The sequence below is a fragment of the Alitabrizicola rongguiensis genome (genome assembly GCF_021491355.1).
GTDB lineage: Bacteria > Pseudomonadota > Alphaproteobacteria > Rhodobacterales > Rhodobacteraceae > Aliitabrizicola > Aliitabrizicola rongguiensis.
In genome coordinates this window covers 734,784-760,502 of the sequence record NZ_JAKENF010000003.1, presented here as the reverse complement: position 1 = coordinate 760,502, position 25,719 = coordinate 734,784, and the positions used below count along the sequence as shown (strand labels likewise).

Below are 25,719 nucleotides of genomic sequence, written 5' to 3'. Positions count from 1 at the left end.
CCACGAAAAGCCCCGAAAGTCCCGAAAATGCGCAGAAAATCCGCCACGAACAGCCGGCAGATTGTCCTCAAGCCCGAAGACGATCCCGGGACAGGATCGACGAAGAGGGATACCTGCGCCATCTGGCGCTGGCGCAGGCAGCCGGGGTCGGGACAACCTCGGCAAATCGGAAGGGGCGGCCAAGGGACGGGCCGCCCCTTTTCCATTTGTCGCATCCGGGATGGAGCATTCCGCCCTGCCTTGCTAGGCAGGGGCATGACATCCCTGCATGCACGACCGTTTCCCATCATCTTTGCCCTTTGGGCCGCGGGACTTGGCGCCGCGGCACAGTTCGGCAAGGTCAGCATCCTCTATGATCTGCTCGTCGCCCATTACGGCGGAATCGGCCGCGTCGCCTTCATGGTTTCGGTCGTGGGCCTGGTCGGGCTGGTCTTCGGCACGACTGCGGGGATCATCGTCGAACGTCTTGGTCTGCGCCGCGTTCTCCTCGTGGCACTTGCGGCGGGTGCCGTCATCTCGGCTGCTCAGGCGGCCCTCCCGCCTTACCCACTGATGATGGCCAGCCGTATCGTCGAGGGCCTATCGCACCTTGCCATCGTTGTGGTCGGGCCGGTGCTGATCGCGCAGACGGCGCCGCCGCGCCATCAGGGCTTCGCAATGACCCTTTGGTCCACTTTCTTCGGTCTGTCCTATGCGCTTCTGGCGTTGGTCGGCGGCTGGTTCAGCGCGCACGGGGCAGGGGCGTTGTTCCTGGCGCATTCGGCCTACATGGCGGCGATGACGGTCATCATCTGGGCCTTGCTGCCGCCCCACCCGCCAGTCGCGGCTCGCGATCTGCCGCAAGGGGGCGTCCTTGCCCAGCACGTCGAGATCTACCGCTCACCCCAGATTGCCGCCCCCGCGACCGGCTTCGTCTTCTACACGATGCTCTATGTCGCGCTGCTCACCCTTCTGCCGCCGATGCTGGGCAAGGACCGGGCTGTCGCCGCTACGGTCATGCCGCTTCTCAGCATCGGCGTTTCGCTGACGTTCGGCGTCTGGCTGTTGAAGCACCTGCCTGCCGTGAGGATCGTGGAGGGCGGATTCGCGGTTGCCCTCGGCGCAGCTATCGTGATGGGCCTGTTCTGGGGAATGCCGCCGGTCAGGCTTGCCGCGGCGCTGACGCTGACTGCTGCGCTCGGGATGGTGCAGGGGGCGTCCTTCGCCTCGATCCCGCAGCTGAACCCGGTCGAGGCGGACCGGGCCAGAGCCTCAGGTGCGGTGGCGCAGCTCGGCAATCTTGGCACCACCAGCGGAACGCCGATCCTGGCGGCGCTGGTGGCAAGCTTTGGCTCTGCAGGAGTGGTGTGGTTCGCGGTGTCACTCTGTGCGGGCGGCATCCTGATGCATGCCTGGCAGGCATACCGCAGGCAGCGGCTTTAGGCCTTTTCGACTGCCCCGCCGGCACCGGTCCAGTTCGAGAGCCCACCGAGGTTATAGACCTCGGTATATCCCATCGCGACCAGCGCCTCGGCCGCCTTCGCACTTCGGCCGCCCATCATGCAGTAGACCGCGACCGGCTTGTCCGGTGACAGGCGCGGATCAAGATCGGGCGCCTTGGGGTCCGCCTTGACCGTCACAAGGCCAAGCGGGATGTGAACCGCACCCTTGGCCTTCCCTGAAGCGGCCACCTCGGCCACCTCGCGGACATCGAGCAGGGTCAACGTCCCCGCCTGGGCCCGGGCAATGGCGTCGGCCGGGGCGATGGGGGACACCTTTGGGCCGGAAGAGCGGAAGAGGTTCAACATGGCAGTCCTTGTGGGTTGCTGGAGGGGCCTGGCTCGCCCAGATTTAAATTCGGTAAATTGAATGTCAACGGCAGTATGCCCGTTTCGCCATCGCCCTTGTCATTGACCTTATACTTGTTCACCATTCGTTCACAATTTCGCATTGGAGACTCGGTTCCCTTCGCCTATCTATCAGCGGGTCCGGGTGTTGGGGGCTTTCATGGCCGAGCAGAAATTCATCGAGGTTCGCGGTGCCCGCGAGCATAACCTCAAAGGCATCGACGTCGATATCCCCCGAGATCAGCTTGTGGTGATTACCGGGCTGTCTGGGTCGGGCAAATCCTCGCTGGCTTTCGACACCATCTATGCCGAGGGGCAGCGCCGCTATGTCGAGTCGCTCTCGGCCTATGCGCGGCAATTCCTCGACATGATGGGCAAGCCCGATGTCGATCACATCTCAGGCCTCTCGCCTGCGATCTCGATCGAGCAGAAGACCACCTCGAAGAACCCACGGTCCACCGTTGGCACGGTGACCGAGATCTACGATTACCTGCGCCTGCTCTTCGCCCGCGTCGGCACGCCCTATTCGCCTGCAACCGGCCTGCCCATCACAGCGATGCAGGTGCAGGACATGGTCGATGCGGTCATGGCGATGGAGGAGGGGACGCGCGCCTACCTGCTGGCCCCGATCGTGCGAGACCGCAAGGGCGAGTACCGCAAGGAATTCCTGGAACTTCGCAAGCAAGGCTTCCAGAGGGTCAAGGTCGACGGCCAGTTCTACGAGATCGAGGAGGCGCCGACGCTCGACAAGAAACTGCGCCATGACATCGACGTGGTGGTGGACCGGATCGTCGTGCGCGAGGGGATCGAGACCCGGCTCGCCGACAGCTTCCGCACCGCGCTCGACCTTGCCGACGGGATCGCCATCATCGAAACCGCCCCGCCAGAGGGCGAGCCGCAGCGGATCACCTATTCGGAAAACTTCGCCTGCCCGGTTTCCGGCTTCACCATCCCCGAGATCGAACCGCGTCTGTTTTCGTTCAACGCGCCCTTCGGCGCCTGTCCGTCCTGCGACGGGCTGGGGGTAGAGCTTTTCTTCGACGAACGTCTGGTCGTTCCCGATCAGGGCCTGACACTGGCCGGCGGGGCAATTGCCCCATGGGCCAAGTCGAAATCGCCCTACATAACCCAGACCATCGACGCGATCGCCACCCATTACGGCTTCGACAAGCGCAAGAAGTGGAAAGACCTGCCCGAGAAGGCGCAGCAGGTCTTCCTGTACGGCTCGGGCGAGGAAGAGATCACCTTCCGCTATGACGAGGCGGGACGGGTCTATCAGGTGTCCCGCGTGTTCGAGGGCGTGATCCCGAACATGGAGCGGCGCTACCGCGAGACCGACTCTGCCTGGTCGCGCGAGGAGATGGAGCGTTATCAGAACAACCGCCCCTGCCACACCTGCCACGGCTACCGGCTCAAGCCCGAGGCATTGGCGGTCAAGATAGCCGGCCTGCATATCGGCCAGGTTGTGCAGATGTCGATCAAGGAGGCCTTCGCCTGGGTCGAGACGGTTCCGGCGACGCTGACGGCACAAAAGAACGAGATCGCCCGGGCGATCCTGAAGGAGATCCGCGAGCGGCTCGGATTTCTTGTGAACGTCGGTTTGGATTACCTGACGATGTCGCGGAATGCCGGCACCCTGTCGGGCGGCGAGTCGCAGCGGATCCGACTGGCAAGCCAGATCGGCTCGGGCCTGACCGGGGTGCTCTATGTGCTCGACGAGCCCTCGATCGGCCTCCATCAGCGCGACAATGACCGGCTGCTGACGACGCTCAAGAACCTGCGGGATCAGGGCAATACCGTCCTAGTGGTCGAGCATGATGAGGACGCGATCCGCGAGGCCGACTATGTCTTCGACATCGGGCCGGGTGCGGGTGTGCATGGCGGACAGGTCATCGCGCATGGCACGCCTGCGCAGATCGCCGCCGATCCTGTGAGCCTCACCGGCCAATACCTTGCCGGAACACGGGAAATCGCGATTCCCGCTGAGCGGCGGAAGGGCAACGGCAAGAAAGTGACCGTGGTCGATGCGACCGGCAACAACCTCAAGCATGTGACGGTGGACTTCCCGCTCGGCAAGTTCGTCTGCGTCACCGGGGTGTCGGGCGGCGGCAAGTCGACGCTGACCATCGAGACGCTGTTCAAGACCGCCGCCATGCGCCTGAACGGCGCGCATGAGACCCCCGCGCCCTGCGAGACGATCAAGGGGTTCGAGCATCTCGACAAGGTGATCGACATCGACCAGCGCCCGATCGGTCGCACCCCACGGTCGAACCCGGCGACCTATACCGGCGCCTTCACCCCGATCCGCGACTGGTTCGCGGGGCTGCCCGAGGCCAAGGCGCGCGGCTACCAGCCGGGACGCTTCAGCTTCAACGTCAAGGGCGGGCGCTGCGAGGCCTGCCAGGGCGACGGCGTCATCAAGATCGAGATGCACTTCCTGCCCGACGTCTATGTGACCTGCGAGACCTGCAAGGGGCATCGCTACAATCGCGAGACTCTGGAAATAAAATTCAAGGGCAAGAGCATAGCGGACGTTCTTGATATGACGGTCGAGGATGCGCAGGGCTTCTTCCAGGCCGTCCCGGCGATCCGCGAGAAGATGGATGCCCTGGTGCAGGTGGGACTTGGCTACATCAAGGTCGGCCAGCAGGCGACGACGCTCTCGGGCGGCGAGGCGCAGCGGGTGAAGCTGTCCAAGGAACTGAGCCGCAGGGCGACGGGGCGGACGCTCTACATCCTGGACGAGCCGACAACCGGCTTGCATTTCGAAGATGTGCGCAAGCTTCTTGAAGTGCTGCATGAACTGGTCGAGCAGGGCAATTCGGTCATCGTGATCGAGCACAACCTCGACGTCATAAAGACCGCCGACTGGATCATCGACATCGGTCCAGAGGGCGGCGACGGCGGTGGCGAGATCGTCGCGACCGGTACGCCCGAGGACGTGGCCAAGGTCGAGCGCAGCCATACCGGCCGCTATCTGAAGGACATGCTCAAGACGCGGCGGGTTGCCGCCGAATAGGGCGGACCTGGCGCGCGGTCAGCCGCCGAGGCCTCGCAACCGCCGGGTGGCGCGAGGCCACGAAGCATGACAGTCTGGCCAGGATACGGACGAAGATCCGGCAAGACTGGGGATGCGGGGCGCGATGGCAGGCGGTAAGAACGGCTTTGGACTCAATTTCCGACCCTCTCAGCCGGGCCGGCGTCACCTTCTGATGCGGACGATCCAGTTGCTGTTGATCCTGCCGTTCCTCGTTCTGCTGATCTTGGCAGTCCATTACCAGTTCGCCGGTGCCGCGCGCATCGCGCTACAGCTCTTGATCTTCGGGGCCGCCGTGGCCTTGGCGCGTCTTTGGTGGGCCAACAACGTCTGGACCGTCTGGCTGGCAGCGGCGGCCCTGGTCTTTGTCGCATCGGTCTGGTGGGGAACGATCCGGCCCTCGAACGATAGGGATTGGCAGCCGGATGTCGAGTTTGGCGTGACCTCCGAGATCAGCGGCAACATCGCCACGCTGCATCACGTCCGAGACTTCGACTGGCGCACCACCTCGGACTTTACGCCCCGGTGGGAAGAGAAGCGCTACAACATCGACGAGATCACCTCTGTTGACCTGTTCACTTCGGTCTGGGGCAGCCCCGCGATCGCCCATGTGCTGGTTGGCTTTGGCTTCAAGGATGGCCAGCACGTTGTCTTCTCGGCCGAGACCAGAAAGGACAAGGGGCAGGTCTATTCCACAATTGGCGGTTTCTTCCGGCTCTACACGCTGGTCCTGCTGGCGGCCGAGGAACGCGACATAATCCGTCTGCGATCCGATGTGCGCGACAATCCCCCCGAGACCGTTCGCTTCTTCGCGCTCAATCTCGGCCCGGAGCGGCGTAAGGAATTGTTCCTGGAATACCTGGCGCTTGGCAATCAACTGGCCCGCGAGCCGGAGTTCTACAACACGCTGACCACCAACTGCACCACCGTGGTCTGGCGGCTGGCCCGGAAGATCGAGCCGGGCCTTCCGCTGACCTGGAGGGTGCTGCTGTCAGGGTATTTCCCGCAATACCTCTACGACCACGGCGCGATCCGCACCGATGTACCCTTTGACCAGGTCATGAAGGAGGCGATCGTGCCTTCCTCGCGTGAGGTAGGGCCCGATGGCCCCACCTTCGCGCAGCGCCTCAGGGCGCTGGAGCGCAATTAGCGTCAGGCCTTCATCGGGCAGGTGCTGACGCCCAGGATCGAGTAAAGCGGGCAAGTGCTGAACAGGCCGGTCAGCAGCGGCACGACGCCGATCAGCTTGGCGTAGTGCCAGAATCCTGTTCCCTGATCGACGAAGAACCAGACCAGCAGTGCTAGCCCGACGACAATCCGGAGGACGCGGTCGATACCGCCGACATTCGTGGTGAACATTGTTCTGGTCCTTTTCCTGGCCCCTTCCGATGGGGCATGAACCATTTCTGTCACAGTCGCAGACCGGCGTCTGTGACAACGTCACCAAACGCGATCAAACATCTCCAGCCGCCGCGAGACGCCGCAGGGCAGGGATGTCGGTCAGGCTGACGCGCCCGCGCTCGGTCGTCACCCAACCGCGGCTGGCGAACTGGTCGAGGCGCCGCGTCACCACCTCGCGCGCAGAACCGATGCGGGTCGCGAGTTCCGCCTGCGTGGCATGGACTTCCGCGCCCTCTGCGATACGCAGAAGCTCAGCCGCCAACCGGCACTCGACGCGGGTGAAGGCCACTCGTTCCAGCACCTGCATCATGCCCTGCATCCGCTGCGCAAAAGCGGAAAACACGAAGCGTCGAAACGCCTCGGAGCCATCCATAAGGGCAAGAAACATCGGACGGGGGATCAGCACCATCCGGCACTCTGTCGCCGCGATCGCCTCGCCCGAGTAATCCTCGCCCCCCAGAAGGCCAAGCGTCGTCTGAACGCAGCTTTGGCCCGGCTCGACCGCATAAAGCAGGATTTCCCGCCCGGTGGGCCCAGTCAGATAGACCTCGATGCGGCCGGACAGCACCACGACAAAACCCTTGGCGCGATCTCCGGGATGGAAGAGCGCCGCGCCTTTTTGCACTTCGACCGGCAGCAGGCGTGCGAGGGTCGCACGTGCCTGCGCGTCGAGGCCGGCAAGAAGGGAAGTCTCTGTCCAGGCGGTCATTGAAGGTCCTGGGAAGGATGCACGTCCAACACCTAGGATGCCGCGAGGAGTGCGATCAACCGTTTAGTTGAGAAACGCCGAAACAGCCCCGATCAGGTTCAGGATCTTGTAGGTATCGCTGTCGACCCGGTAGATCTGGTCATTCGCGATGTAGTAGCGCTCACCGGGGCGCAGGGGCGGCAGGCCATAGCGTTCGGGGTAGCGCAGGCGCTTGTAGTCGTAATCGGTGATGTAGTAGCCGCCGCGATAGTGATCGTCGTCGTCGCGCTCATCCCACTGGCCATGCTTGGCATGACCCGGTGGAACGCAGGGCACGGCTTTCTTTGCCAGTCCCGGCGGACAGCCCTTGGCTTCCACGGCAGCGGGAGAGATGGCGAAGGCCCCGATAAGGGCAAGTGCAATCGCAAGTCGGGTCATGGTCGATCCTTCCGGTCTTTGGGGATGATTTACCCCTATCCGCCAGGAAGGACAGCCACACTTTGCGGCAGCGGCGGAAACCGGCGCATCAGATTGTTGCCGAAAATGAAACGACCCCGGATTTCGCCGGGGTCGTTCCTGATTGGGAAACAGGTCGGACTCAGTCCATCGGCTTGAAGTTCAGGCTCGCGCCCTCCTTGATGCCCGAGGGCCAGCGCGAGGTGATGGTCTTGGTGCGTGTATAGAAGCGGAAGGCGTCGGGCCCGTGCTGGTTCAGGTCGCCGAAGGCCGATTTCTTCCAGCCGCCGAAGGTGTGGTAGGCCAGCGGAACCGGGATCGGCACGTTGATCCCGATCATGCCGACGTTGACGCGGTTGGCGAAATCACGCGCTGTGTCGCCGTCGCGGGTGAAGATCGCGGTGCCGTTGCCGTATTCGTGGTCCATGGCATAGCCGAGGGCCTCTTCATAGGTCTTGGCGCGCACGGTCGAGAGCACCGGCCCGAAGATTTCCTTCTTGTAGATGTCCATGTCGCGGGTAACGTGGTCAAACAGGTGCGGCCCGACGAAGAAGCCGTCCTCATAGCCCTGCAGCTTGAAGTTCCGGCCGTCGACGACGAGTTTCGCGCCCTGCTGGACGCCCGACTCTACGAGTTTCAGGATGTTGGCCTTCGCGGCGGCGGTGACGACCGGGCCGTAATCCACGTCGTTACCGGCGGTGTAGGGGCCGACCTTGAGCTTTTCGATCCGGGGGATCAGCCGCTCGATCAGCGCATCCGCCGTCGCGTCGCCCACGGGCACAGCGACAGAGATCGCCATGCAGCGCTCGCCGGCCGCGCCATAGCCTGCGCCGACCAGTGCGTCGGCGGCCTGATCCATGTCGGCGTCCGGCATGATGATCATGTGGTTCTTGGCGCCGCCGAAGCACTGCACGCGCTTGCCGTTCGAGCAGCCGCGGCCATAGATGTATTCGGCGATCGGGGTCGAACCCACGAAGCCGATCGCGCCGATCTCGGGGTTGTCGAGGATCGCGTCAACCGCTTCCTTGTCGCCGTTGACGACCTGGAGCACACCATCGGGCAGCCCGGCTTCCTGCATCAGTTCCGCAAGCATCAGCGGCACCGAGGGGTCACGCTCCGACGGCTTGAGGATGAAGGCGTTGCCGCAGGCGAGTGCGGGGCCCATCTTCCACATCGGGATCATCGCCGGGAAGTTGAAGGGCGTGATTCCGGCTGCAACGCCAACGGGTTGGCGCATGGAATACATGTCGATGCCGGGGCCGGCCGAGTCTGTGAACTCGCCCTTCAGCATCTGCGGCGCGCCGATGCAGAACTCCATGACCTCGAGGCCACGCTGGATGTCACCCTTGGCGTCCGGCACGGTCTTGCCATGTTCGCTGGACAGCACTTCGGCCAGTTTCTGCATGTCGCGGTTCAGGAGACGGACGAATTCCATCATCACCCGCGCGCGGCGCTGCGGGTTGGTGGCACCCCATTTGACCTGCGCCTTGGCGGCCTCGGACGCGGCATGGTCAAGCTCGGCCTTCGAGGCGAGCGGCACTTTGGCCTGAACCTCGCCCGTGGCGGGGTTGAAGACATCGGCGAAGCGGCCCGACGTGCCTTTCACATGCTTGCCGTTGATCCAGTGGGTGAGTTCTTTCATGGGATCCTCCCTGATGCGCTGGCCGCAGAATAGGCTTGCGGAAATGCGCCGAACAGCGGCAAGATTCCAAAGTCGTTTTGCATTCCTGCAATGGTGAGGTGATGGCCGACTGGGATGACCTGCGGGTGTTCCTTGCCGTGGCGCGAGCGGAAAGTCTTTCGGCCGCAGGGCGCGTGCTGCGGATCGACCCGGCAACGGTGGGGCGCCGGATCGCCCGGTTGGAAGAAGACATGGATGTGCGGCTCTTCCTGAAGGGACCGCAGGGCTATGCGCTGACCGAGGCCGGCCAGCGCCTTCTGCCCCATGCCGAGCGGGCCGAGCAAGCCATGGGAGCGGCTGCGGAAGAGTTGCGCGGGGGCGAGCGTGGCCTGTCGGGGCAGATCCGCATCGGCGCGCCCGACGGCTGCGCGAATTACCTGCTGCCGCAGGTCGTCGCGGCCATCTGTGACGAGAATCCGGGGCTCGAGGTCCAGATCGTGGCCCTGCCGCGGGTGTTCAACCTGTCCAAGCGCGAAGCGGACATGGCCGTCGGGGTCTCGCCCCCCTCGGCCGGGCGTCTGACCGTCCAGAAGCTGACCGACTACAGGCTTTGCCTCGCGGCGAGCCGCAACTACCTCGCGCGGCACGGGCGGATCGGGTCGGTCGCTGACCTGAAGGGGCGGCGGTTCGTGGGCTATATTCCCGATATGATCTTCGACAAGGAACTCGACTACCTCTCGGAGGTTGGAGCCGAGACGGTGGGCCTCGCGTCGAATTCTGTCTCGGTTCAACTGAACTGGCTGCGGCACGGGGCAGGGATCGGGGTGGTCCACATGTTCGCCATGCCGTCGGCGCCGGAACTGGAGAAGATCCTGCCCGATCAGGTCGCCCTGACCCGCGCCTTCTGGCTGATCCGCCATGCGGACGATCGGCGAGTTGCGCGGCTGAACCGTTTTGCGGATCTGCTGGCGCTTGGGGTGAGGAAAGAGGTGCAACGCCTTGAAAGCATTTCTTGACAGAAAGTTGCGCAGGCGCGACGCTGAAAGAAATAAAGCATACGGGAGGAACCGATGATCGTTCAGCAGATCCTGGCGATGAAGCCGCAGACCGGCACCATCACCATTGCGCCGAGTGCAACACTCAACGAGGCAGTAGAACTCCTTTCCGCGCATCGGATTGGTGCACTTGTCGTCTCGCTGGATGGCAAGGCGGTCGCCGGGATTCTGTCGGAGCGCGACGTGGTGCGCGAGCTTGGCAAGCAGGGTCCGTCCTGCCTGTCGCGGAAGGTATCGGATGTGATGACCGCAAAGATCATCAGCTGCACGCGGAGCGAAACCGCGCTCGACGTTCTTCAGACGATGACGGATGGCCGCTTCCGCCACATGCCGGTGATCGAAGGCGGGCAGATGGTCGGGCTCATCTCGATCGGCGATGTCGTCAAGGCGCGGCTTGCCGAACTGGCCGCCGAAAAGGACGCGCTCGAGAGTATGATCAAAGGCTACTGAGCCGCAGCCTGTCGGGATACTTGGCGCTTGCAAAGCCGCGCGCAATAATGTTGCGTGCGGCGCGGGGCAGCGAGAGAGGTTCCATGCGCATCGGACTTTATCCCGGCACATTTGATCCGGTGACCCTTGGCCATTCCGACATCATTCAGCGGGCGATGGCCCTTGTCGACCGGCTGGTGATCGGGGTGGCAATCAACCGTGACAAGGGGCCACTCTTTAGTCTGGAAGAGCGGGTGGCCATGGTAGAAGAGGAATGCCAGGCCATCGTCGCGAAGACAGGCGGCGAGATCGTGGTGCATCCCTTCGAGAACCTGCTGATCGATTGCGCCCGCGACGTGGGGGCGACCGTGATCGTACGTGGCCTGAGGGCGGTTGCGGACTTCGAATACGAGTTCCAGATGGTCGGGATGAACCGCGCGCTCGATTCAAGCATCGAGACCGTGTTCCTTATGGCAGATGCCCGGCGTCAGGCGATTGCCTCCAAGCTGGTGAAGGAGATTGCTCGTCTGGGCGGCGATGTCTCGAAATTCGTCACCCCGACAGTGCAGGAAGCGCTCGCCCGCAAGTTCTCCTGAAAAGAGGAAGGGGGCGGTCCTTGCGGTCCAGCCCCCTGGAAATCCCTGATTGACGCTCCCTGTTGGGGCGTACCCGCTCAGTTGCCGTATACGGCCTTGCGGGCGATCTGTTCGGCGTCGCCCCGGTAAATCCCGAGGTCCAGCGCGATGTCGAGCGGCATGCGTTCAATTTCCTGCCGCGTGCGACGGTAGAGGGCCTGCTTGCGAGCAGCTTCCTTCAGGCGTTCGATCACGTTCAGCATCGTTGTATCCTTTCACAGTCTTCGGTCCGGTCAGACACCCTTGGCGTTCTCTACCGATCCGTGTCCTGTAATCTGGGAGTAATGATAGCGCTAACAACCGCCAAAAACCGCATGCCGCCATGCGATTTACGCATGGACACCTTATATGGCGCATGGCTTCCGTCAGCGGTCGCGCTGCGACGGCAGGACCGCGCGGAGCCGCGCGAACCGCCGTTCCGAACGGACGGGCTGGGCTGAAAGGGCGGCAAGATCGAGTTTCACGCCGCGCTTTGCGGCGGCGGCGACCGCTTGTTCGGCGAAGGCCTCGTTGCCGCGGACAAGTGCAAGAAACCCGGCATCGTCCAGCGTGAGAAGAGTGCAGCTTGCCACAGCCGTCACGCGCGCCCGACGGGGCTGCCCTGTCAGGACGGCGAGCTGGCCAAACATGTCACCCCGGCCGAGAAGCGCCTTCTGGCCGGCCCTCATCACCTCGACTGCCCCGGAAGAGATGAACCAGACCCGGCGCGGTCGTTCGTCCTCGCGCAGAAGGATATCGCCGGGGGCGGCATAGACCGTGCGCAGGCGGCTCGCGAGCTGCTTCTGCTGCTCTGCCCCTAAGCCCGCGAAAAGGGGAAAGCTTCGGACCAGCTCGGTTTTCTGCAAGGCGAGATCGAGATCGGGCAGATCCTCGATCTGGCTTTGCTGCTGGCCGATCTTGCTCATCAGTTCCGACCGCAACTCCGGCCCGATCAGGCCGTCCTGTGTCAGTTGGTCATATTCCGCCGCCTCAAGCTGCAGGGCGATCTGGCGGATCATGCGCCGTTCCAGCTCTTCGGCATAGCCGGGGTACTGGAGGCGCAGCGCCTCGAGCGCCGTGGCAGTTTCTTCCTCGCGGCGGTGGAGAAGCTCGTGAAGCAGGTCCGCGACCCGCCGCCCGTGGATGCGCAGGATGCGTCGGTCGATGAAATCATGCAGCTGCCGCTGGATCACGGTCTGGGCGATCATCCGGCCGAAGCGGTCGGCGGTTTCCCGTTCCAGCGGCGCCGAGATCGACAGGCGGTTGTGAAGGAGCTCGGCCAGACGGTTCCACCGGCTGGGGCGCAGCGCCGTGCGGGCGGCGACGCGATAGCCCGATCGGCCGCCGATCCGCGTCGCTTCGATCAGTCGGTCGGCCTCGGCCAGCATCCGGTCGGCAAGCCGGGCTCCGATCATCCGTTCGCGGAAGGCGTCGAGCACCAGGTCGCGTTCCTGGCCTGCAAGAGCGACGAGGCCGAGGGTGATGCGGTCGCGGTCCTGGATCCCTTCGCCGTCGTCCGCCTCATCGACAGCGGTGTCGAGCCGGGCACCGAAGCGCTTTGCCTCCTCACGGACGAGTGTCTTCTGCAGGCCGAGTTCCTTCGTCGTCTCGGCAACCGTCTCTCGGACGGTCTGAAGGGCGACGGCGACGACCTGCTTTGACAGGGCAAGGTCGAGAGGCGAGAGCTTGTCGAGGCCGAGGAGCGTGATCACCCGGCGCAGCGTGGTACCCTGGACGAGCAGGGTGAACAGGGTGAATCCTGTCGCGATGATGCCGACTTCGCGCTTCACCCCCGGCGGGATCCCGGCGCTTTCGGTAACGGCAAGGGCGAGCGCCAGCGTGACCGCGCCCCGCAGGCCGCCCCAGAGGATCGCAAGCCGGTACGGCCTTTCAACCCGGGGAGACATACGCAGGAGCGTCAGGAGCGGCAGCAGCCCGAAGAGGATCAACGCGCGGGCGAACAGGGCCGCGACGACGGTCACCCCGATCAGCAGGACATCATGCGCCCCGAGCCCCGAAAGCAGGCGGGGGATCAGGATCGCGGCCAGCATGAAGATGAGCGACCCGGCCCAATAGGCCAGCAGATCCCATGTGTCGCTCAGCTTCGTGAAGGCAGGCGGCGACATCCGGCCCGGTGCGACAAGGTTGACTGTCATCCCGGCGGCGACCACCGCGATCACGCCCGAGGCATGGATCACGTCATCCGCAACCAGGAAGGACGCATAGGGGATCGCCAGCGAGACCGAGATCTGGCCAAGCGGATAGTCGGGGATCCGCGACATGAGCCAGATCGCAAGTCGCGCGATGATCCAGCCGGCCAGGCCTCCCCCCAGCACCAGCCACGGGAAATCCATGAGCGCTGCGGCGATGCCGGGATTGTCCTGGGTCGTGATCGTGACGACTCCGATGAACACCCCGAACAAGGCGATGGCGGCGGCATCGTTCAGAAGGCTTTCGCCCTCGACAATCCGGGCGAGGCGCTGCGGTGCCGGCGTGGAGCGGAAGATGCTGACGACGGCGGACGGATCGGTTGTCGAGACAATCGCGCCGATCAGAAGGCAGGCGGCCAGCGGCATGGTGGTGAATGGTGTCAGCGCAAATCCGATGACCACCGTCGCCACGGCCACCGCGACCACGGCCAGGACGAGGATTGGCACCCAGTCGTCCAGCATCTGTCGCAGGCTGAGAGACAGCGAGACCTGAAAGATCAGGGTCGGCAGGAAGATGAACAGAAAGACGTCGGACGAAATCGGCAACCGCAGGATGGCGAGCGCCACCGGGTTAAGGAAATCGGTTATGGGCGTGAACCAGAAGAAGGCCGCGCCCGCGCCTATGGTGATCCCGGCTCCGGCAAGCACCACCGTCACCGGCAGACGCAGCTTCTCGGCGAGGGGATCGCAAAGCGCGATCACCACGAAAAGACCGGCGAGAATTCCAAGAAGTGCGGCGATGTCCATGGACTTCCCCTAGCGTCAGCGGGGGCGCATGTGAATCGCCAAAGTGGTCCGGGCCGGTCACAAGATGTAACCGGCCCGAAATGCGCCTGTCAGATGAGCTTGCCCATGGCGACGGCGGTATCGGCCATGCGGTTGGAGAAGCCCCACTCGTTGTCGTACCAGGACAGGATCGAGCAGAAGGTGCCGTCCATGACCTTGGTCTGGTCCATGTGGAAGACCGAGGAATGCGGATCATGGTTGAAGTCGGATGAGACGTTCTTGAAGGTCGTGTAGCCGAGGATGCCCTTCATCGGACCGTCGGCCGCCGCCTTGATCGCCGCGTTGATCTCCTCGACGCTGGTTGCGCGCTTGGCGAAGAACTTCAGGTCCACGACCGAGACGTTCGGCGTCGGCACGCGGATCGCGAAGCCGTCGAGCTTGCCCTTGAGGTCCGGCAGGACAAGGCCCACGGCCTTGGCGGCCCCCGTCGAAGTCGGGATCATGCTGAGTGCCGCTGCGCGGGCGCGGTAGAGATCCTTGTGCATCGTGTCGAGCGTCGGCTGGTCGCCGGTATAGGAGTGGATGGTGGTCATCATCCCCTTCTCGATGCCGATCGTGTCATGCAGCACCTTGGCGACCGGTGACAGGCAGTTCGTGGTGCAGGAGGCGTTCGAGACCACGATGTCGTCCTTGGTCAGGACATTGTGGTTCACGCCATAGACGATGGTCTTGTCCGCGCCATCGCCCGGGGCCGAGATCAGCACGCGCTTCGAGCCGTTCTCGAGATGGGGCAGGCATTTCTCCTTCGAGGTGAAGATGCCGGTGCATTCCAGAACGATGTCGACATTGCTCCACGGAAGGTCCGCGGGATTCTTCAGCGCGGTGACCTGCATCGGGCCACGGCCGACATCGATCCAGTCGGGGCCGGTGGTTACCTCGGCCGGGAAGCGACCATGGACCGAGTCGAAGCGCAGCAAGTGGGCATTGGTCTCGACCGGGCCAAGGTCATTGATCGCAATGACTTCGATATCTGTCCGCCCGGATTCGATGATCGCGCGCAGGATGTTCCGCCCGATCCGGCCGAAGCCGTTGATAGCAACCTTGACCGCCATGCCACTCTCCTTGCTGAAGGACGCCCCGCCGGGCGACTCGCCAATTCTGATAGCGCTAACATCATCGTCATGACGGCAAATGCAACCGCCTGCAAAGGCAGATTAACGCCAGAAGGAAAGATATTCCACGAGGTCCGCGAACTTTCGCGCAAGGAAAAGCGTTGCGCCCGTGTGAAGGACGCCGAGGTCAAGGACAATCAGGCCGAGGACGAGCCCGCCCAGAACAAGTGCCAAACGGTCGGTCATGGGCGGGGGCAGGGCCCCCGAGGCTCCTCTCAGCTTGCGAGCCGCCCCAGGGCGCCGGCCACATCGGCCATCCGGCAGGAGAAGCCCCATTCGTTGTCATACCAGGCCAGCACGCGCACGGTGCGCTTGCCGACGACCTTGGTCTGGTCAGGGGCGAAGATAGACGAATGCGTGGTGTGATTGAAGTCGATCGAGACTTTCGGCTCGGGGTCATAGGCCAGAACCATGCCCATGTAACCGGCGGCGGCTTCGCGCACGATTTCGTTCACGTTCTCGACCGTTACGTCCTTGGACGCGACGAAGGTCAGGTCCACGGCGCTGACGTTCGGGGTCGGCACACGGATCGCGGTCCCGTCAAGCTTGCCCGCCAGTTCCGGCAGCACTTCGCCCAGGGCCTTGGCCGCGCCGGTCGAGGTCGGGATCATCGCCATGGCGGCAGCGCGGGCGCGGTAGAGGTCCTTGTGGCGGCGGTCGAGCGTCGGCTGGTCGCCGGTATAGCTGTGGATCGTGGTCATGATCCCCGACTCGATGCCGATCGCGTCGTTCAGCACCTTGGCGAGCGGCGCGAGGCAGTTCGTGGTGCAGGAGCCGTTCGAGACGACCAGATGCTCGGGCAGAAGCTGGCGGTGGTTCACGCCATAGACCACGGTCTTGTCGGCGCGCTTGGCCGGCGCCGAGACCAGAACGCGCTTGGCGCCGCGGGTCAGGTGGACCGCGGCCTTGTCGCGATCGTTGAACTTGCCGGTGCATTCCAGCACGACATCCACGCCTTCCCAGTCGAGCTCGTCCGGGTTGTAGGTCGACATTACGCGGATCGGGCCACGGCCGAGGTCAAGCGCCCCGTTCACGACCTTGACGGTGCCGGGGAAGCGGCCATGGACGCTATCGTATTTCAGCAGGTGGGCGTTGGTCTCCACCGGACCGGTCGCATTGATCGCGACGACCTGGACGTCGTTCCGGGCGGCTTCGGTGATATGGGCCAGCGTGCAGCGGCCGATCCGGCCGAAGCCGTTGATTCCGACGGTGATCGTCATGGATGACTCCGAAAATGCTGCGTATGCGAAGGGATGCAGAGCAGTTACCCCGAGAAAAGATTCATGGAAAGACTAAAAACGACGGTATTTCATGGTGTTAGCGCAAACTTGCGGTGGTAGCGCTAACGGCGGAGGGGCTTGTGCAAGTTCTGTCATCAATTAGGTTTGAGCGTGGAAACGATCGAGAGGTTGGTGGATGAGCGGCTTGCTTGCGCTGCTGGATGACGTGGCGGCGATCGCCAAGCTGGCGGCAACCTCGGTCGACGATGTTGCGGCGGCAGCGGCAAAGGCCGGAACCAAGGCGGCGGGGGTTGTCATCGACGACGCGGCGGTGACCCCGAAATACGTCACCGGCTTCGAGGCCAGTCGCGAACTGCCAATGATAGGGCGCATTGCCCTCGGCTCGGTCCGCAACAAGCTCCTGATCCTGCTGCCCGCGCTGATGCTGCTGGAAGCCTTTCTGCCGCAGGCGATCACGCCGCTTCTGATGCTGGGCGGCGCCTATCTGTGTTTCGAAGGCGCCGAGAAGTTGCTGCATGCGGTCGCGCCCCATGCGGATCATGCGGTCGAGCAGGATTTCGACACCAGAGACCCCGCACATCTGGAAGAGCAGAGGGTTTCCGGCGCGATCAAGACGGATTTCATCCTGTCGGCCGAGATCATGACGATCGCACTGGCGGTGATCCCCGGCGACAGCCTGTGGCTGCAAGCGGTGACGCTGGCGCTGGTCGGTATGCTTATCACAGTCGGCGTCTATGGTGCGGTCGCCCTGATCGTGAAGATGGACGATGTCGGATTGCATCTGGCCAAGACTGCGCGGCTCGGTGCGACGCGGGCCGTTGGGCGCGGGCTCGTGCGGGCGATGCCGCGGCTCCTGTCGGTCCTGTCCACGGTCGGCACCGCTGCGATGCTCTGGGTTGGCGGCAACATCGTGCTGCATGGACTTGCCGAGTTGGGGTTTGCCGGTCCCTACGACATGATCCACCACTGGGCCGAAGCTGCCGCACATCATGCGCCCGGCGCAATCCAGGGGCTGGTCTCGTGGCTTGTCACGGCGCTTTGCGATGGCGTGGTCGGGCTTGCGCTCGGCCTCTTGCTGATCCCGGTCGCAACGAAGGTCATCTCGCCGCTTGCCCGTCTTGTCTTTCGTGCCGGGTGAGCGTTGTGCTCAACTGACGCGCTTGGGCTCCACGGCGAAGGGGCTGAGGCCCAGCCAGACCTGCATCGTCGAGGTGATGGCGCGCGGACCCGACAACTCGATCCGGTCGCGCTCCTTCTCGACGGTGGTCACGCCCATCCAGATGGCGGTCATGGTCCTGAGGTCGGTGGTGACGTAGCAATCCACATCGAACCCCGGGTCGGACCAGCACAGATCGACTTCGCCCTGCGGCTCGACCACAAGCCACCACAGCTGTTTCGAGGCCGGAAGTTCGGGATACAGAAACTGGATCACCGTGCGCTTGCGGGGCAGGGGCTCGGGGTTCAGGTTGCGCCGCATATCCCACATCAGCAGCGACGGATCGAGATTCTTCAGCGACAGGCTGGATTGAACCCATTTCTGTCCCCAGAAGCCGACGCTCTCGATCACGCTGCGCAGGTCGCGGCCCGCCTCGGTCAGGTGATACTCGAAAACGCCGCGCTCGCGCGGGACCGCGCGGCGCTCGATGACGCCTGCATCCTCCAACTCCTTGAGACGTTGGGATAAAAGCGTCGGTGACATCTTGGGCACTCCCCGGCGCAGGTCGTTGAACCGCGTCGATCCAGCGATGAACTCGCGCAGGAGCACCAGCGTCCAGCGCGTGCACAGGATCTCGGCGGCCATGGAGAGGGGGCAGAACTGCTTGTAGCTGGCCTGGGTCATGGGAACCTCCCGCTTTGCATGAAGTCAGGATTGCGCCGAATACGTCTTCGATCCAGTCCAGAAACTGTACCCGTTGCTCCAGACCCGAGACTGGATGCCTTTGTCGCAGTGCCTGACCCTGAAGGCCTCCTGCAATCCCGCGGGAACCGAGTCTCAGGAGCGTGCCATGACCGTCTATCTGATTGCCGACATCAAGATCACCGACGACCGTTGGGTCCCCGACTATGCCGCCAAGGTCCACAAGCTGGTCGAGCGCCACGGCGGGCGATATCTGTCCCGCAGCGGCAACATCGCCAATCTCGAAGGGGGCGATCAGGACAGCACGCTGATCGCGCTGGTCTCATTTCCTAGCCGCGAGGCGGTCGAGGCCTTTGCCGCCGATCCCGACTATGCCCCGTTCGGCAAGGCACGGCAGGCCGGGAGCGTCAGCCGCTTCCGGTTGATCGACGACACCGACCTTGCCGGGACGATTCCCTATCTCAGGGCCGGCTGACAAAAACGAAAACGCCCGGCCTTGGGCTGGGCGTTTCCTTTAGCGGGACTGATCTGTCAGAGCAGCGCCTTGGCCTTGGCGACGGTCGCTTCGGCGGTGATGCCGAACTCCTTGTAAAGCCGGTCTGCCGGGGCCGAGGCGCCGAAGCCCTCCATGCCGACGAAATCGGCCTTGTTCGCCTTGCCGCCTTCGCCCAAGAGCCAGCGATCCCAGCCGAACCGCACGCCAGCCTCGATCGCAATCCGGACCGGACCGGGCGGCAGGATCTTCTTGCGGTAGCTGGCGTCCTGCTGGGCGAACAACTCCTGGCAGGGCATCGAGACGACACGGGTGCCGATCCCCTGCGCTTCCAGCAATTCATGGGCCTTCAGCGCGATTTCCACTTCGGAGCCGGTGGCGATCAGGATGACCTGACGGCGCCGGGTCGACTCGGCCAGCACATAGGCGCCCTTGGCAACAAGGTTTTGCGCGGTGTGAGACTTGCGGACCGCCGGCAGGTTCTGGCGGCTCAGCGCCAGCACCGTCGGCGTCGATTTCTGGTTCAGCGCCACTTCCCACGCCTCGGCGGTCTCGACGAGGTCGGCGGGGCGGATCACCAAGGTGTTCGGCGTCGAACGGCTGATCGCGAGATGCTCGACCGGCTGGTGCGTCGGACCGTCTTCTCCGAGGCCGATCGAGTCATGCGTCATCACATAGACGACAGGAACACCCATCAGCGCCGAAAGCCGCATCGAGGGGCGGGCATAGTCGGTGAAGCACATGAAGGTCCCGCCATAGGGGCGAATGCCGCCATGCAGCACCATGCCGTTCATCGCGGCCGCCATGCCATGCTCGCGGATGCCGTAGTAGACGTAGCGGCCCTTGCGGTTGCCGGGTTCGAAGGTGCCAAGATCGGGCGTCTTGGTGTTGTTCGAGCCGGTCAGGTCGGCCGAGCCGCCGATCGTTTCCTGCATCACCGGGTTGATCGCGGCGAGCACCTTTTCCGACGACGCGCGGGTCGCGAGTTTCGGCAGGGCCTCGACCGCAGCTTTCTTCACGCCACGGATGACAGAGGCAAGACGGGCCGGCACTTCGTGAGCGAAGATGCGCGCGAATTCCTTCTGCTTGGCGGGAGACAGCGCGGAAAGACGCGCTTCCCATTCCTTGCGGGCGGGCACGCCACGATGGCCGATGGCTTCCCAGGCCTTCTTGATATCCGCCGGAATCTCGAACGGGCCGTGATCCCAGCCATAGGCCGCGCGGGTATCGGCGATCAGCTTCGCATCGGTCAGCGCGCCGTGGCCCTTGGAGGTGTCCTGCGCCGAGGAACCAAGAGCGATATGCGTCTTGCAGGCGACAAGAGCCGGCCCTTTCGATGCCTTCGCGGCGGTCAGCGCGCGGTCGATGTCCACCGGATCATGGCCGTCGCACTCGAACACGTCCCAGCCCGAGGCGGCGAAGCGCGCCTTCTGGTCGGTCACGTCGGAGAGGGAAACCTTGCCGTCGATGGTAATGCCGTTGTTGTCCCACAGCACGATCAGGCGCGAAAGCTGCTGCTTACCGGCAAGTGCCAGCGCCTCCTGGCTGACGCCTTCCATAAGGCAGCCGTCACCGGCGACGACATAGGTATAATGGTCGATGATCTTCGACCCCCACCGGGCGCGGAGCGATTCCTCGGCGATGGCGAAGCCGACCGAGTTGGCGATGCCCTGACCTAGAGGACCCGTCGTCGTCTCGATGCCCTTTGCATGACCGTATTCCGGGTGACCCGCGGTGATTGCACCCCACTGGCGGAAGTTCTTGATCTGCTCCAGCGTCATGTCGGCATAGCCGGTGAGATACAGCAGCGAATAGAGCAGCATTGAGCCGTGGCCGGCCGACAGAATGAAGCGGTCGCGGTTCGGCCAATCGGGGGCCGAAGCATCGAAGCTCATGTGCTTCTCTAAAAGAACGGTTGCCACGTCGGCCATGCCCATCGGCATGCCGGAATGGCCGGAATTGGCGGCGGCGACCGCATCCAGCGTCAGGACGCGGATGGCGGCGGCTTTCTTCCAGTGCTCGGGGTGCTGGGCGCGCAGGGTCGCAATATCCAAGGGTCCGATCCTTCGGGATGGGGGCGCTGTTGGCCGGCGGGTGCTCTCGACCGGCTCAATACCAGCCTAGGCGGATTGTTCAAGCGCGGCCCGCAGCCCATTGGGCGGAAAGGGGCGCAAAGCCCTTCGCCTTTCGTGCAAATTCGGGGAAGATGGGGCAAGTTACGATTCGTTCTGGGGAGGACGGATCGGTGTCCCCCTCGGGAGGGCAAAGACAAGAAGGCCGCACGCGAAGCGGTCGCGAGGCAAGAAGGGGAGCCGTGCCGATGAGCGATATCACGGAACTCGGAAACCGCATCACTGCGGCGCTTGACCGGATCGAGCGCGGACTGGCTGATTTGCCGGGTCCGGAGGCCGGACTGGATGAAAGCGCTGCCGAACTGACTGAAGCGCTTGAGACCGAGCGGCTGGCGGCAGCGCAGCTCGCCGAGCGGCTTCGACTGACCCGGGAACAGGCGGCGACCGAGAATGCCGATCTGACCGACAAGCTCGAACGGCTGACCCGCCAGCTCGATCAGCAGGGCCTCGAAATCCAGAAACTGCGCAAGCGCGTCTTCCGGCTGCGCGACGCGGTCCGATCCCTGCGCGAGGCCCATGCGGAAGGCATCACCGATGCCGAACTCATCAACCGGGCGATGCAGGCCGAACTGGACGCTCTGTACGCAACCCGGCAGAGTGAGATCTTCGAGATCGACGAAATCCTGGCCGAACTCCGGCCGCTGGTACTGGAGGCGCAGGATGCCTGAGGTCGACATCCACATCGGGGGACGAACCTTCCAGGTCGCCTGCCAGCCGGGAGAAGAGCATTTCCTGCGCGCCGCCGCGAAACTGCTCGACAACGAGGCACAGCCGCTTGTCCAGCAGATGGGACGGATGCCGGAATCCCGTATGCTGCTGATGGCGGCATTGATGCTTGCTGACCGGATGGCCGCACTCGAGGATGAACTGCGGCTGGTCAAGTCTCAGGCCGCGACGCTCCAGGCCCAGGCGGCGGGCGAAGTGCGACAGGTGCCTCCTGCGGTCATCGATACGCTTGGCGAGATTGCTGCCCGGGTCGAGGCACTCGCCCAGGCTGTCGAGGAACGGGCAGGGGCCTGATAGTCCGCTACGACGGCACCGGCGGGAAACGCGGAAAGACTTCGGGTCAGGCGCCCGCCTGTTTCCGTTGTATGTCGGCCGCCTCGAAATGGTCCAACTGGTCCTGAACTGCTTTCCGAAAGGCAGGACGGTCACAGACCCGTTCAAGATAGGACGTCAGGGCGGGAAATTCTTCCAGTTGCCCCAGCTTGGCCGGAATGCGCAGAACATCCGCCATCAGCAGATCTGCGGCAGTGAAGCGGTTGGCGGCAAGCCAGTCGCGCGACGCCAGAACGACTTCGAGCTTTTCGAAGCGCTGCCGCATCCAGCCGGCCAACGGATTTTCGGTGACACCCTTCATCCGGATATACCACCAGGGTACCGTCACCATCTCGACCGAGTTCAGGGCAGCGAAGATCCATTGCATCGTCTCGGCCCGCATCTTGGGGTCGCGCGGCATCAGGATTTCGCTCTGCTCGGCCAGATGCAGAAGGCAGGCGCCGCTTTCAAACAGGCGGACACCATCATCCTCGATGAAAGGCACCTGAGCGAACGGTTGGCGGGCCACATGATCCGGCCCGCGATCCGCGATTGGGACGGTTGCGATGGCGTAGGGGATGCCTGCTTCTTCCATCGCCCACCGCAGACGGAGGTCGCGCACATGGCCGCGCGGGCCGTTCGGCACCCAGTCATAGGTCCAGATCGTCACGGTGCCCGTCATCGGCGCCTCGCGCTTTATGGGGCCGGAACCAGCACCGGCGCCGGTCAGGCGTTCGCAGCGCGGATCTTTTCCGCCGCATCCTTGTCGTAGCCAACGCCCTTGGCGTCGAAGAGCTGGTCCAGCTCGCCCGAGAGCGTCATCTCGGTGACGATGTCGCAGCCGCCGACGAATTCACCCTTCACATAGAGCTGCGGGATCGTGGGCCAGTCGGAGAAGTCCTTGATCCCCTGGCGGATTTCGGCATCGGCCAGCACGTTCACGTCCTGATACTCGACACCCATGTAATTCAGCACGCCGGCGACGCGGCTGGAGAAGCCGCATTGCGGCATCATCTTCGTGCCCTTCATGAACAGCACGACATCATTCTTTTCAATCGTGTCGCGGATCTGCTCTTCAGCGGTTGCCATGGTGGTTCCTTTCAGGGTCATTCGGGGGCCTTGGTGGTCAGGGCGAGCGCGTGCAACTCGCCGTTCGGACCATCCATCTTGCCCTTGAGCGCAGCGTAGACCGCGCGCTGTTGCTGGACGCGGTTCAAGCCGCGAAAGCTCTCGTCGACGACCTCGGCAGCCCAATGGTTCCCATCTCCGGCCAAGTCGGTGATGGTGATCCGCGCCTTGGGAAAGGTCTCGCGGATCAGGTCTTCGATATCCTGGGCTTCCATCGCCATCTGCGGCTGTCCTTTGCTGCCGGGCCTTCGTGAAAATGTAGTGCCGGCGGAAAGGCGGTGCAAGCGGGGCGCGTACAGGCTCAGCCGACAGCAGCCTCGAAGGCTGAGCGGTAAACGCCGGACAATTCAGCCATTGAAGCGGCGGAGTGGCCCATGCGGAAGTCGGTGCCGGTGAAACGGCCGACCTGGGCGCAGGGAACGCCTGCCGCACTGGCCGCCGCAAGCAGCGCCTCGACCGCTTCGGGCCTGCAGGCCAGAAGGTAGCGGGCCTGATCCTCGCCGAAGAGTGCAGGGGTCTCTGCCAGCTCAAGGCTCAGCCCGATCCCGGCGGCCTCGGCCATCTCGAAGGCGGCCAGCGCAAGGCCGCCGTCAGACAGGTCGCTTGCCGCGACGATATGCTTGCGGTTGGCCAGCAGGAACTCGCCATTCCTACGCTCGACGGCAAGATCGACCTGCGGCGCATCGCCGTCCTCGCGGCCGAAGGCCTCGGCCAGAAGGGCGGACTGGCCAAGATGGCCCGTGCCGGAACCGATCAGAACGGCGACATCCCCCTCCTGCGGCTGGCCGCCGATCAGGTCATCCACGCTGTCCAGAAGGCCCACTGCACCGATGGTGGGCGTGGGCAGGATGCCCTTTCCGTCGGTCTCGTTGTAAAGGCTGACGTTGCCGGAGACGATCGGGAAGTCGAGCGCGCGGCAGGCCTCGCCGATGCCTTTGATCGCGCCGACGAACTGGCCCATGATCTCGGGCTTTTCCGGATTGCCGAAGTTCAGGTTGTCGGTCGCGGCGAGGGGCGTCGCGCCGACCGCGACGAGGTTGCGCCAGGCTTCGGCCACCGCCTGTTTGCCGCCCTCGACCGGGTTCGCCTTCACGTAGCGTGGCGTCACGTCCGAGGTGAAGGCCAGCGCCTTCGCAGTGCCATGAACCCGCACCACGCCAGCACCAAGGCCCGGTGTGCGGATCGTGTCGGCCATGACCTGACTGTCATACTGTTCCCAGACCCAGGCCTTGTGGGCATAGCTGGGCGAGGAGAGGAGCGCCTTGAGTGCGTCGATGGGGTCGATGGCCGGCACCGCGCCGAGCGGTGCGGCGGCGGGCGTCGGCACCCAGGGCCGGTCGTACTCCGGGGCGCTGGAGGAGAGTTTCGACAGCGGCAGGTCGGCCTTCACCTCGTTGCCGTGCAGGATCAGGAAGCGGTCCTCGGGGATCGTCTCGCCGACGATTGCGAAGTCGAGGTCCCACTTGTCGAAAATCGCCTTGGCCTCAGCCTCCATCTCGGGCTTCAGCACCATGAGCATCCGCTCCTGGCTTTCCGACAGCATCATCTCGTAGGCCGTCATCTTCGCTTCGCGCTGCGGGACGGAGTCGAGTTGCAGCTTGATGCCGAGACCGCCCTTGTCACCCATTTCGACCGCCGAGCAGGTCAGGCCCGCCGCACCCATGTCCTGGATGGAGATGACCGCGCCCGAGGCCATCAGCTCGAGGCAGGCTTCGAGCAGGCGCTTTTCGGTGAAGGGGTCGCCGACCTGCACCGTCGGGCGCTTTTCCTCGATCGTGTCGTCGAACTCGGCCGAGGCCATAGTCGCCCCGCCAACACCGTCTCGCCCGGTCTTGGCACCGAGATAAACGACCGGCATGCCGACACCCGACGCGGCAGAGTAGAAGATCTTGTCGGCCTCGGCGAGGCCCGCGGCAAAGGCGTTGACCAGGCAGTTGCCATTATAGCTGCGATGGAAGCGCACCTCGCCCCCGACCGTGGGCACGCCAAAGGCGTTGCCATAGCTGCCGATCCCCTCGACCACGCCTTTGACCAGATGCGCGGTCTTGGGATGCGACGGCTCGCCGAAGGACAGTGCGTTCATCGCCGCAATCGGGCGCGCGCCCATGGTGAAGACGTCGCGCAGGATGCCGCCCACGCCGGTCGCCGCGCCCTGATGCGGCTCGATGTAGGAGGGGTGGTTGTGGCTTTCCATCTTGAAGATGACCGCCAGCCCGTCGCCGATATCGACGACGCCCGCATTCTCGCCCGGCCCGCAGAGCACTTGCGGCCCGGTGGTATGCAGCGTGCGCAGCCATTTCTTCGACGACTTGTAGGAACAGTGCTCGTTCCACATGGCCGAGAAGATGCCAAGCTCGGTGAAGCTCGGGACCCGCCCGATGATCTGGAGGATGCGCTGGTATTCGTCGGGCTTCAGCCCGTGCGCGGCAATCAGGTCCTCGGTGATCACGGGTTCGGTCATTGTTCATCCCCTTTGGCCGGCGCCTTGCGGGCCTCTTAGGGCAAGCGCGGACGGGGGAAAAGGGGGCAACGAGAGGCCGGTTGCACGGGATAGATTTTTTTCGGCTAGCATGTCGAAAAGCAGCGCCCCCGCG

Annotated in this window: 26 protein-coding genes; 10 read left to right on the top strand and 16 right to left on the bottom strand. The window is 64.0% G+C overall.

Annotated elements, in window-relative coordinates; all coding sequences use genetic code 11:
* Nucleotides 1–255 precede the first annotated feature (255 nt).
* Nucleotides 256–1,422 carry an MFS transporter gene (locus L0V05_RS15210; protein WP_234871888.1) on the top strand — a complete coding sequence of 389 codons (1,167 nt, stop codon included), beginning with the start codon at nt 256–258 and terminating at the stop codon, nt 1,420–1,422.
* On the opposite strand, the gene L0V05_RS15205 is transcribed toward L0V05_RS15210, so the two are convergent.
* Nucleotides 1,419–1,754, bottom strand: a complete 336-nt coding sequence (locus tag L0V05_RS15205) for a rhodanese-like domain-containing protein (protein WP_234871887.1) — start codon at nt 1,752–1,754, stop codon at nt 1,419–1,421. The two genes, L0V05_RS15210 and L0V05_RS15205, sit on opposite strands and share 4 nt — an antisense overlap.
* Before the next feature lie 232 nt (nt 1,755–1,986).
* Between L0V05_RS15205 and uvrA the strand changes: the two genes are divergently transcribed.
* Nucleotides 1,987–4,845 carry an excinuclease ABC subunit UvrA gene (uvrA, locus tag L0V05_RS15200; RefSeq protein WP_234871885.1) on the top strand — a complete coding sequence of 953 codons (2,859 nt, stop codon included), beginning with the start codon at nt 1,987–1,989 and terminating at the stop codon, nt 4,843–4,845.
* A 193-nt stretch (nt 4,846–5,038) separates the two neighbouring features.
* Nucleotides 5,039–6,013: an Lnb N-terminal periplasmic domain-containing protein gene (locus L0V05_RS15195; RefSeq protein ID WP_234871883.1), complete on the top strand. Its 975-nt coding sequence runs from the start codon at nt 5,039–5,041 to the stop codon at nt 6,011–6,013.
* Between the two features lie 2 nt (nt 6,014–6,015).
* Here L0V05_RS15195 and L0V05_RS15190 read toward each other — a convergent pair whose 3' ends face one another.
* The 4 genes from L0V05_RS15190 to L0V05_RS15175 form a co-directional block, all read right to left on the bottom strand.
* Nucleotides 6,016–6,222, bottom strand: a complete 207-nt coding sequence (locus tag L0V05_RS15190) for a YgaP family membrane protein (RefSeq protein WP_234871881.1) — start codon at nt 6,220–6,222, stop codon at nt 6,016–6,018.
* Between the two features lie 94 nt (nt 6,223–6,316).
* Complete coding sequence (locus L0V05_RS15185) at nt 6,317–6,973, bottom strand: Crp/Fnr family transcriptional regulator (RefSeq protein ID WP_234871880.1); 657 nt, start codon at nt 6,971–6,973, stop codon at nt 6,317–6,319.
* Between the two features lie 63 nt (nt 6,974–7,036).
* Complete coding sequence (locus L0V05_RS15180) at nt 7,037–7,390, bottom strand: excinuclease ABC subunit A (RefSeq protein ID WP_234871878.1); 354 nt, start codon at nt 7,388–7,390, stop codon at nt 7,037–7,039.
* 160 nt (nt 7,391–7,550) lie between these two features.
* The gene (locus L0V05_RS15175; RefSeq protein ID WP_234871876.1) at nt 7,551–9,050 is read right to left on the bottom strand and encodes a CoA-acylating methylmalonate-semialdehyde dehydrogenase; all 1,500 of its coding nucleotides are present in this window, start codon (nt 9,048–9,050) and stop codon (nt 7,551–7,553) included.
* A gap of 101 nt (nt 9,051–9,151) precedes the next feature.
* Between L0V05_RS15175 and L0V05_RS15170 the strand changes: the two genes are divergently transcribed.
* From L0V05_RS15170 to coaD, 3 genes are all read left to right on the top strand, one after another.
* Complete coding sequence (locus L0V05_RS15170) at nt 9,152–10,045, top strand: LysR family transcriptional regulator (protein ID WP_234871874.1); 894 nt, start codon at nt 9,152–9,154, stop codon at nt 10,043–10,045.
* Between the two features lie 54 nt (nt 10,046–10,099).
* On the top strand, nt 10,100–10,534 hold the full coding sequence (locus L0V05_RS15165) for a CBS domain-containing protein (RefSeq protein ID WP_234871872.1): 435 nt from the start codon (nt 10,100–10,102) through the stop codon (nt 10,532–10,534).
* Nucleotides 10,535–10,617: 83 nt separating this feature from the next.
* Nucleotides 10,618–11,109 carry a pantetheine-phosphate adenylyltransferase gene (coaD, locus tag L0V05_RS15160; protein ID WP_234871870.1) on the top strand — a complete coding sequence of 164 codons (492 nt, stop codon included), beginning with the start codon at nt 10,618–10,620 and terminating at the stop codon, nt 11,107–11,109.
* A 77-nt stretch (nt 11,110–11,186) separates the two neighbouring features.
* On the opposite strand, the gene L0V05_RS15155 is transcribed toward coaD, so the two are convergent.
* From L0V05_RS15155 to gap (L0V05_RS15135), 5 genes are all read right to left on the bottom strand, one after another.
* Nucleotides 11,187–11,351 (bottom strand): DUF1127 domain-containing protein, encoded by a 165-nt coding sequence (locus L0V05_RS15155; protein ID WP_234871868.1) that lies wholly within the window; start codon nt 11,349–11,351, stop codon nt 11,187–11,189.
* A gap of 162 nt (nt 11,352–11,513) precedes the next feature.
* On the bottom strand, nt 11,514–14,084 hold the full coding sequence (locus L0V05_RS15150; RefSeq protein WP_234871866.1) for a cation:proton antiporter: 2,571 nt from the start codon (nt 14,082–14,084) through the stop codon (nt 11,514–11,516).
* An 89-nt stretch (nt 14,085–14,173) separates the two neighbouring features.
* Nucleotides 14,174–15,175, bottom strand: coding sequence for a type I glyceraldehyde-3-phosphate dehydrogenase (gene gap, locus L0V05_RS15145; protein ID WP_234871865.1), 1,002 nt, complete (start codon nt 15,173–15,175; stop codon nt 14,174–14,176).
* A 102-nt stretch (nt 15,176–15,277) separates the two neighbouring features.
* Nucleotides 15,278–15,421: a hypothetical protein gene (locus tag L0V05_RS15140; RefSeq protein WP_234871863.1), complete on the bottom strand. Its 144-nt coding sequence runs from the start codon at nt 15,419–15,421 to the stop codon at nt 15,278–15,280.
* Between the two features lie 29 nt (nt 15,422–15,450).
* A complete protein-coding gene (gene gap / locus L0V05_RS15135; protein ID WP_234871861.1) occupies nt 15,451–16,455 on the bottom strand; it encodes a type I glyceraldehyde-3-phosphate dehydrogenase in 1,005 nt (334 codons plus the stop codon).
* 196 nt (nt 16,456–16,651) lie between these two features.
* On the opposite strand from gap (L0V05_RS15135), the gene L0V05_RS15130 reads away from it, so the two are divergent.
* On the top strand, nt 16,652–17,614 hold the full coding sequence (locus L0V05_RS15130; protein WP_234871859.1) for a DUF808 domain-containing protein: 963 nt from the start codon (nt 16,652–16,654) through the stop codon (nt 17,612–17,614).
* Nucleotides 17,615–17,623: 9 nt separating this feature from the next.
* Here L0V05_RS15130 and L0V05_RS15125 read toward each other — a convergent pair whose 3' ends face one another.
* Entirely contained in the window at nt 17,624–18,316 is a 693-nt protein-coding gene (locus L0V05_RS15125; protein ID WP_234871857.1) for a winged helix-turn-helix transcriptional regulator, read from the bottom strand.
* Between the two features lie 166 nt (nt 18,317–18,482).
* Here L0V05_RS15125 and L0V05_RS15120 point away from each other — a divergent pair, with 166 nt between their 5' ends.
* Nucleotides 18,483–18,809 carry a DUF1330 domain-containing protein gene (locus L0V05_RS15120; RefSeq protein ID WP_234871855.1) on the top strand — a complete coding sequence of 109 codons (327 nt, stop codon included), beginning with the start codon at nt 18,483–18,485 and terminating at the stop codon, nt 18,807–18,809.
* Nucleotides 18,810–18,865: 56 nt separating this feature from the next.
* Here L0V05_RS15120 and tkt read toward each other — a convergent pair whose 3' ends face one another.
* Nucleotides 18,866–20,881, bottom strand: a complete 2,016-nt coding sequence (gene tkt / locus L0V05_RS15115) for a transketolase (RefSeq protein ID WP_234871853.1) — start codon at nt 20,879–20,881, stop codon at nt 18,866–18,868.
* Nucleotides 20,882–21,147: 266 nt separating this feature from the next.
* Between tkt and L0V05_RS15110 the strand changes: the two genes are divergently transcribed.
* Both L0V05_RS15110 and L0V05_RS15105 read left to right on the top strand, forming a co-directional pair.
* The gene (locus L0V05_RS15110) at nt 21,148–21,627 is read left to right on the top strand and encodes an Atg14 domain-containing protein (protein WP_234871851.1); all 480 of its coding nucleotides are present in this window, start codon (nt 21,148–21,150) and stop codon (nt 21,625–21,627) included.
* A complete protein-coding gene (locus tag L0V05_RS15105) occupies nt 21,620–21,979 on the top strand; it encodes a cell division protein ZapA (protein WP_234871849.1) in 360 nt (119 codons plus the stop codon). The genes L0V05_RS15110 and L0V05_RS15105 overlap by 8 nt, the downstream gene beginning before the upstream one ends.
* A 46-nt stretch (nt 21,980–22,025) precedes the next feature.
* Here the strand turns inward: L0V05_RS15105 and L0V05_RS15100 are convergent, their stop codons facing one another.
* The 4 genes from L0V05_RS15100 to purL form a co-directional block, all read right to left on the bottom strand.
* Nucleotides 22,026–22,679 (bottom strand): glutathione S-transferase family protein, encoded by a 654-nt coding sequence (locus L0V05_RS15100; RefSeq protein ID WP_234871847.1) that lies wholly within the window; start codon nt 22,677–22,679, stop codon nt 22,026–22,028.
* A 44-nt stretch (nt 22,680–22,723) separates the two neighbouring features.
* Nucleotides 22,724–23,086, bottom strand: coding sequence for a Grx4 family monothiol glutaredoxin (grxD, locus tag L0V05_RS15095; RefSeq protein ID WP_234872223.1), 363 nt, complete (start codon nt 23,084–23,086; stop codon nt 22,724–22,726).
* A 17-nt stretch (nt 23,087–23,103) separates the two neighbouring features.
* Complete coding sequence (locus L0V05_RS15090) at nt 23,104–23,346, bottom strand: BolA/IbaG family iron-sulfur metabolism protein (RefSeq protein ID WP_234871845.1); 243 nt, start codon at nt 23,344–23,346, stop codon at nt 23,104–23,106.
* 80 nt (nt 23,347–23,426) lie between these two features.
* Entirely contained in the window at nt 23,427–25,586 is a 2,160-nt protein-coding gene (gene purL / locus L0V05_RS15085; protein ID WP_234871843.1) for a phosphoribosylformylglycinamidine synthase subunit PurL, read from the bottom strand.
* Nucleotides 25,587–25,719 lie beyond the last annotated feature (133 nt).

Coding starts and splice junctions, on each gene's coding strand:
- L0V05_RS15210 (WP_234871888.1), top strand. CDS start 256: ATGACATCCCTGCATGCACGACCGTTTCCCATCATCTTTGCCCTTTGG.
- uvrA (WP_234871885.1), top strand. CDS start 1,987: ATGGCCGAGCAGAAATTCATCGAGGTTCGCGGTGCCCGCGAGCATAAC.
- L0V05_RS15195 (WP_234871883.1), top strand. CDS start 5,039: ATGCGGACGATCCAGTTGCTGTTGATCCTGCCGTTCCTCGTTCTGCTG.
- L0V05_RS15190 (WP_234871881.1), bottom strand. CDS start 6,222: ATGTTCACCACGAATGTCGGCGGTATCGACCGCGTCCTCCGGATTGTC.
- L0V05_RS15185 (WP_234871880.1), bottom strand. CDS start 6,973: ATGACCGCCTGGACAGAGACTTCCCTTCTTGCCGGCCTCGACGCGCAG.
- L0V05_RS15180 (WP_234871878.1), bottom strand. CDS start 7,390: ATGACCCGACTTGCGATTGCACTTGCCCTTATCGGGGCCTTCGCCATC.
- L0V05_RS15175 (WP_234871876.1), bottom strand. CDS start 9,050: ATGAAAGAACTCACCCACTGGATCAACGGCAAGCATGTGAAAGGCACG.
- L0V05_RS15170 (WP_234871874.1), top strand. CDS start 9,152: ATGGCCGACTGGGATGACCTGCGGGTGTTCCTTGCCGTGGCGCGAGCG.
- L0V05_RS15165 (WP_234871872.1), top strand. CDS start 10,100: ATGATCGTTCAGCAGATCCTGGCGATGAAGCCGCAGACCGGCACCATC.
- coaD (WP_234871870.1), top strand. CDS start 10,618: ATGCGCATCGGACTTTATCCCGGCACATTTGATCCGGTGACCCTTGGC.
- L0V05_RS15155 (WP_234871868.1), bottom strand. CDS start 11,351: ATGCTGAACGTGATCGAACGCCTGAAGGAAGCTGCTCGCAAGCAGGCC.
- L0V05_RS15150 (WP_234871866.1), bottom strand. CDS start 14,084: ATGGACATCGCCGCACTTCTTGGAATTCTCGCCGGTCTTTTCGTGGTG.
- gap (WP_234871865.1), bottom strand. CDS start 15,175: ATGGCGGTCAAGGTTGCTATCAACGGCTTCGGCCGGATCGGGCGGAAC.
- L0V05_RS15140 (WP_234871863.1), bottom strand. CDS start 15,421: ATGACCGACCGTTTGGCACTTGTTCTGGGCGGGCTCGTCCTCGGCCTG.
- gap (WP_234871861.1), bottom strand. CDS start 16,455: ATGACGATCACCGTCGGAATCAACGGCTTCGGCCGGATCGGCCGCTGC.
- L0V05_RS15130 (WP_234871859.1), top strand. CDS start 16,652: ATGAGCGGCTTGCTTGCGCTGCTGGATGACGTGGCGGCGATCGCCAAG.
- L0V05_RS15125 (WP_234871857.1), bottom strand. CDS start 18,316: ATGACCCAGGCCAGCTACAAGCAGTTCTGCCCCCTCTCCATGGCCGCC.
- L0V05_RS15120 (WP_234871855.1), top strand. CDS start 18,483: ATGACCGTCTATCTGATTGCCGACATCAAGATCACCGACGACCGTTGG.
- L0V05_RS15110 (WP_234871851.1), top strand. CDS start 21,148: ATGAGCGATATCACGGAACTCGGAAACCGCATCACTGCGGCGCTTGAC.
- L0V05_RS15105 (WP_234871849.1), top strand. CDS start 21,620: ATGCCTGAGGTCGACATCCACATCGGGGGACGAACCTTCCAGGTCGCC.
- L0V05_RS15100 (WP_234871847.1), bottom strand. CDS start 22,679: ATGACGGGCACCGTGACGATCTGGACCTATGACTGGGTGCCGAACGGC.
- grxD (WP_234872223.1), bottom strand. CDS start 23,086: ATGGCAACCGCTGAAGAGCAGATCCGCGACACGATTGAAAAGAATGAT.
- L0V05_RS15090 (WP_234871845.1), bottom strand. CDS start 23,346: ATGGCGATGGAAGCCCAGGATATCGAAGACCTGATCCGCGAGACCTTT.
- purL (WP_234871843.1), bottom strand. CDS start 25,586: ATGACCGAACCCGTGATCACCGAGGACCTGATTGCCGCGCACGGGCTG.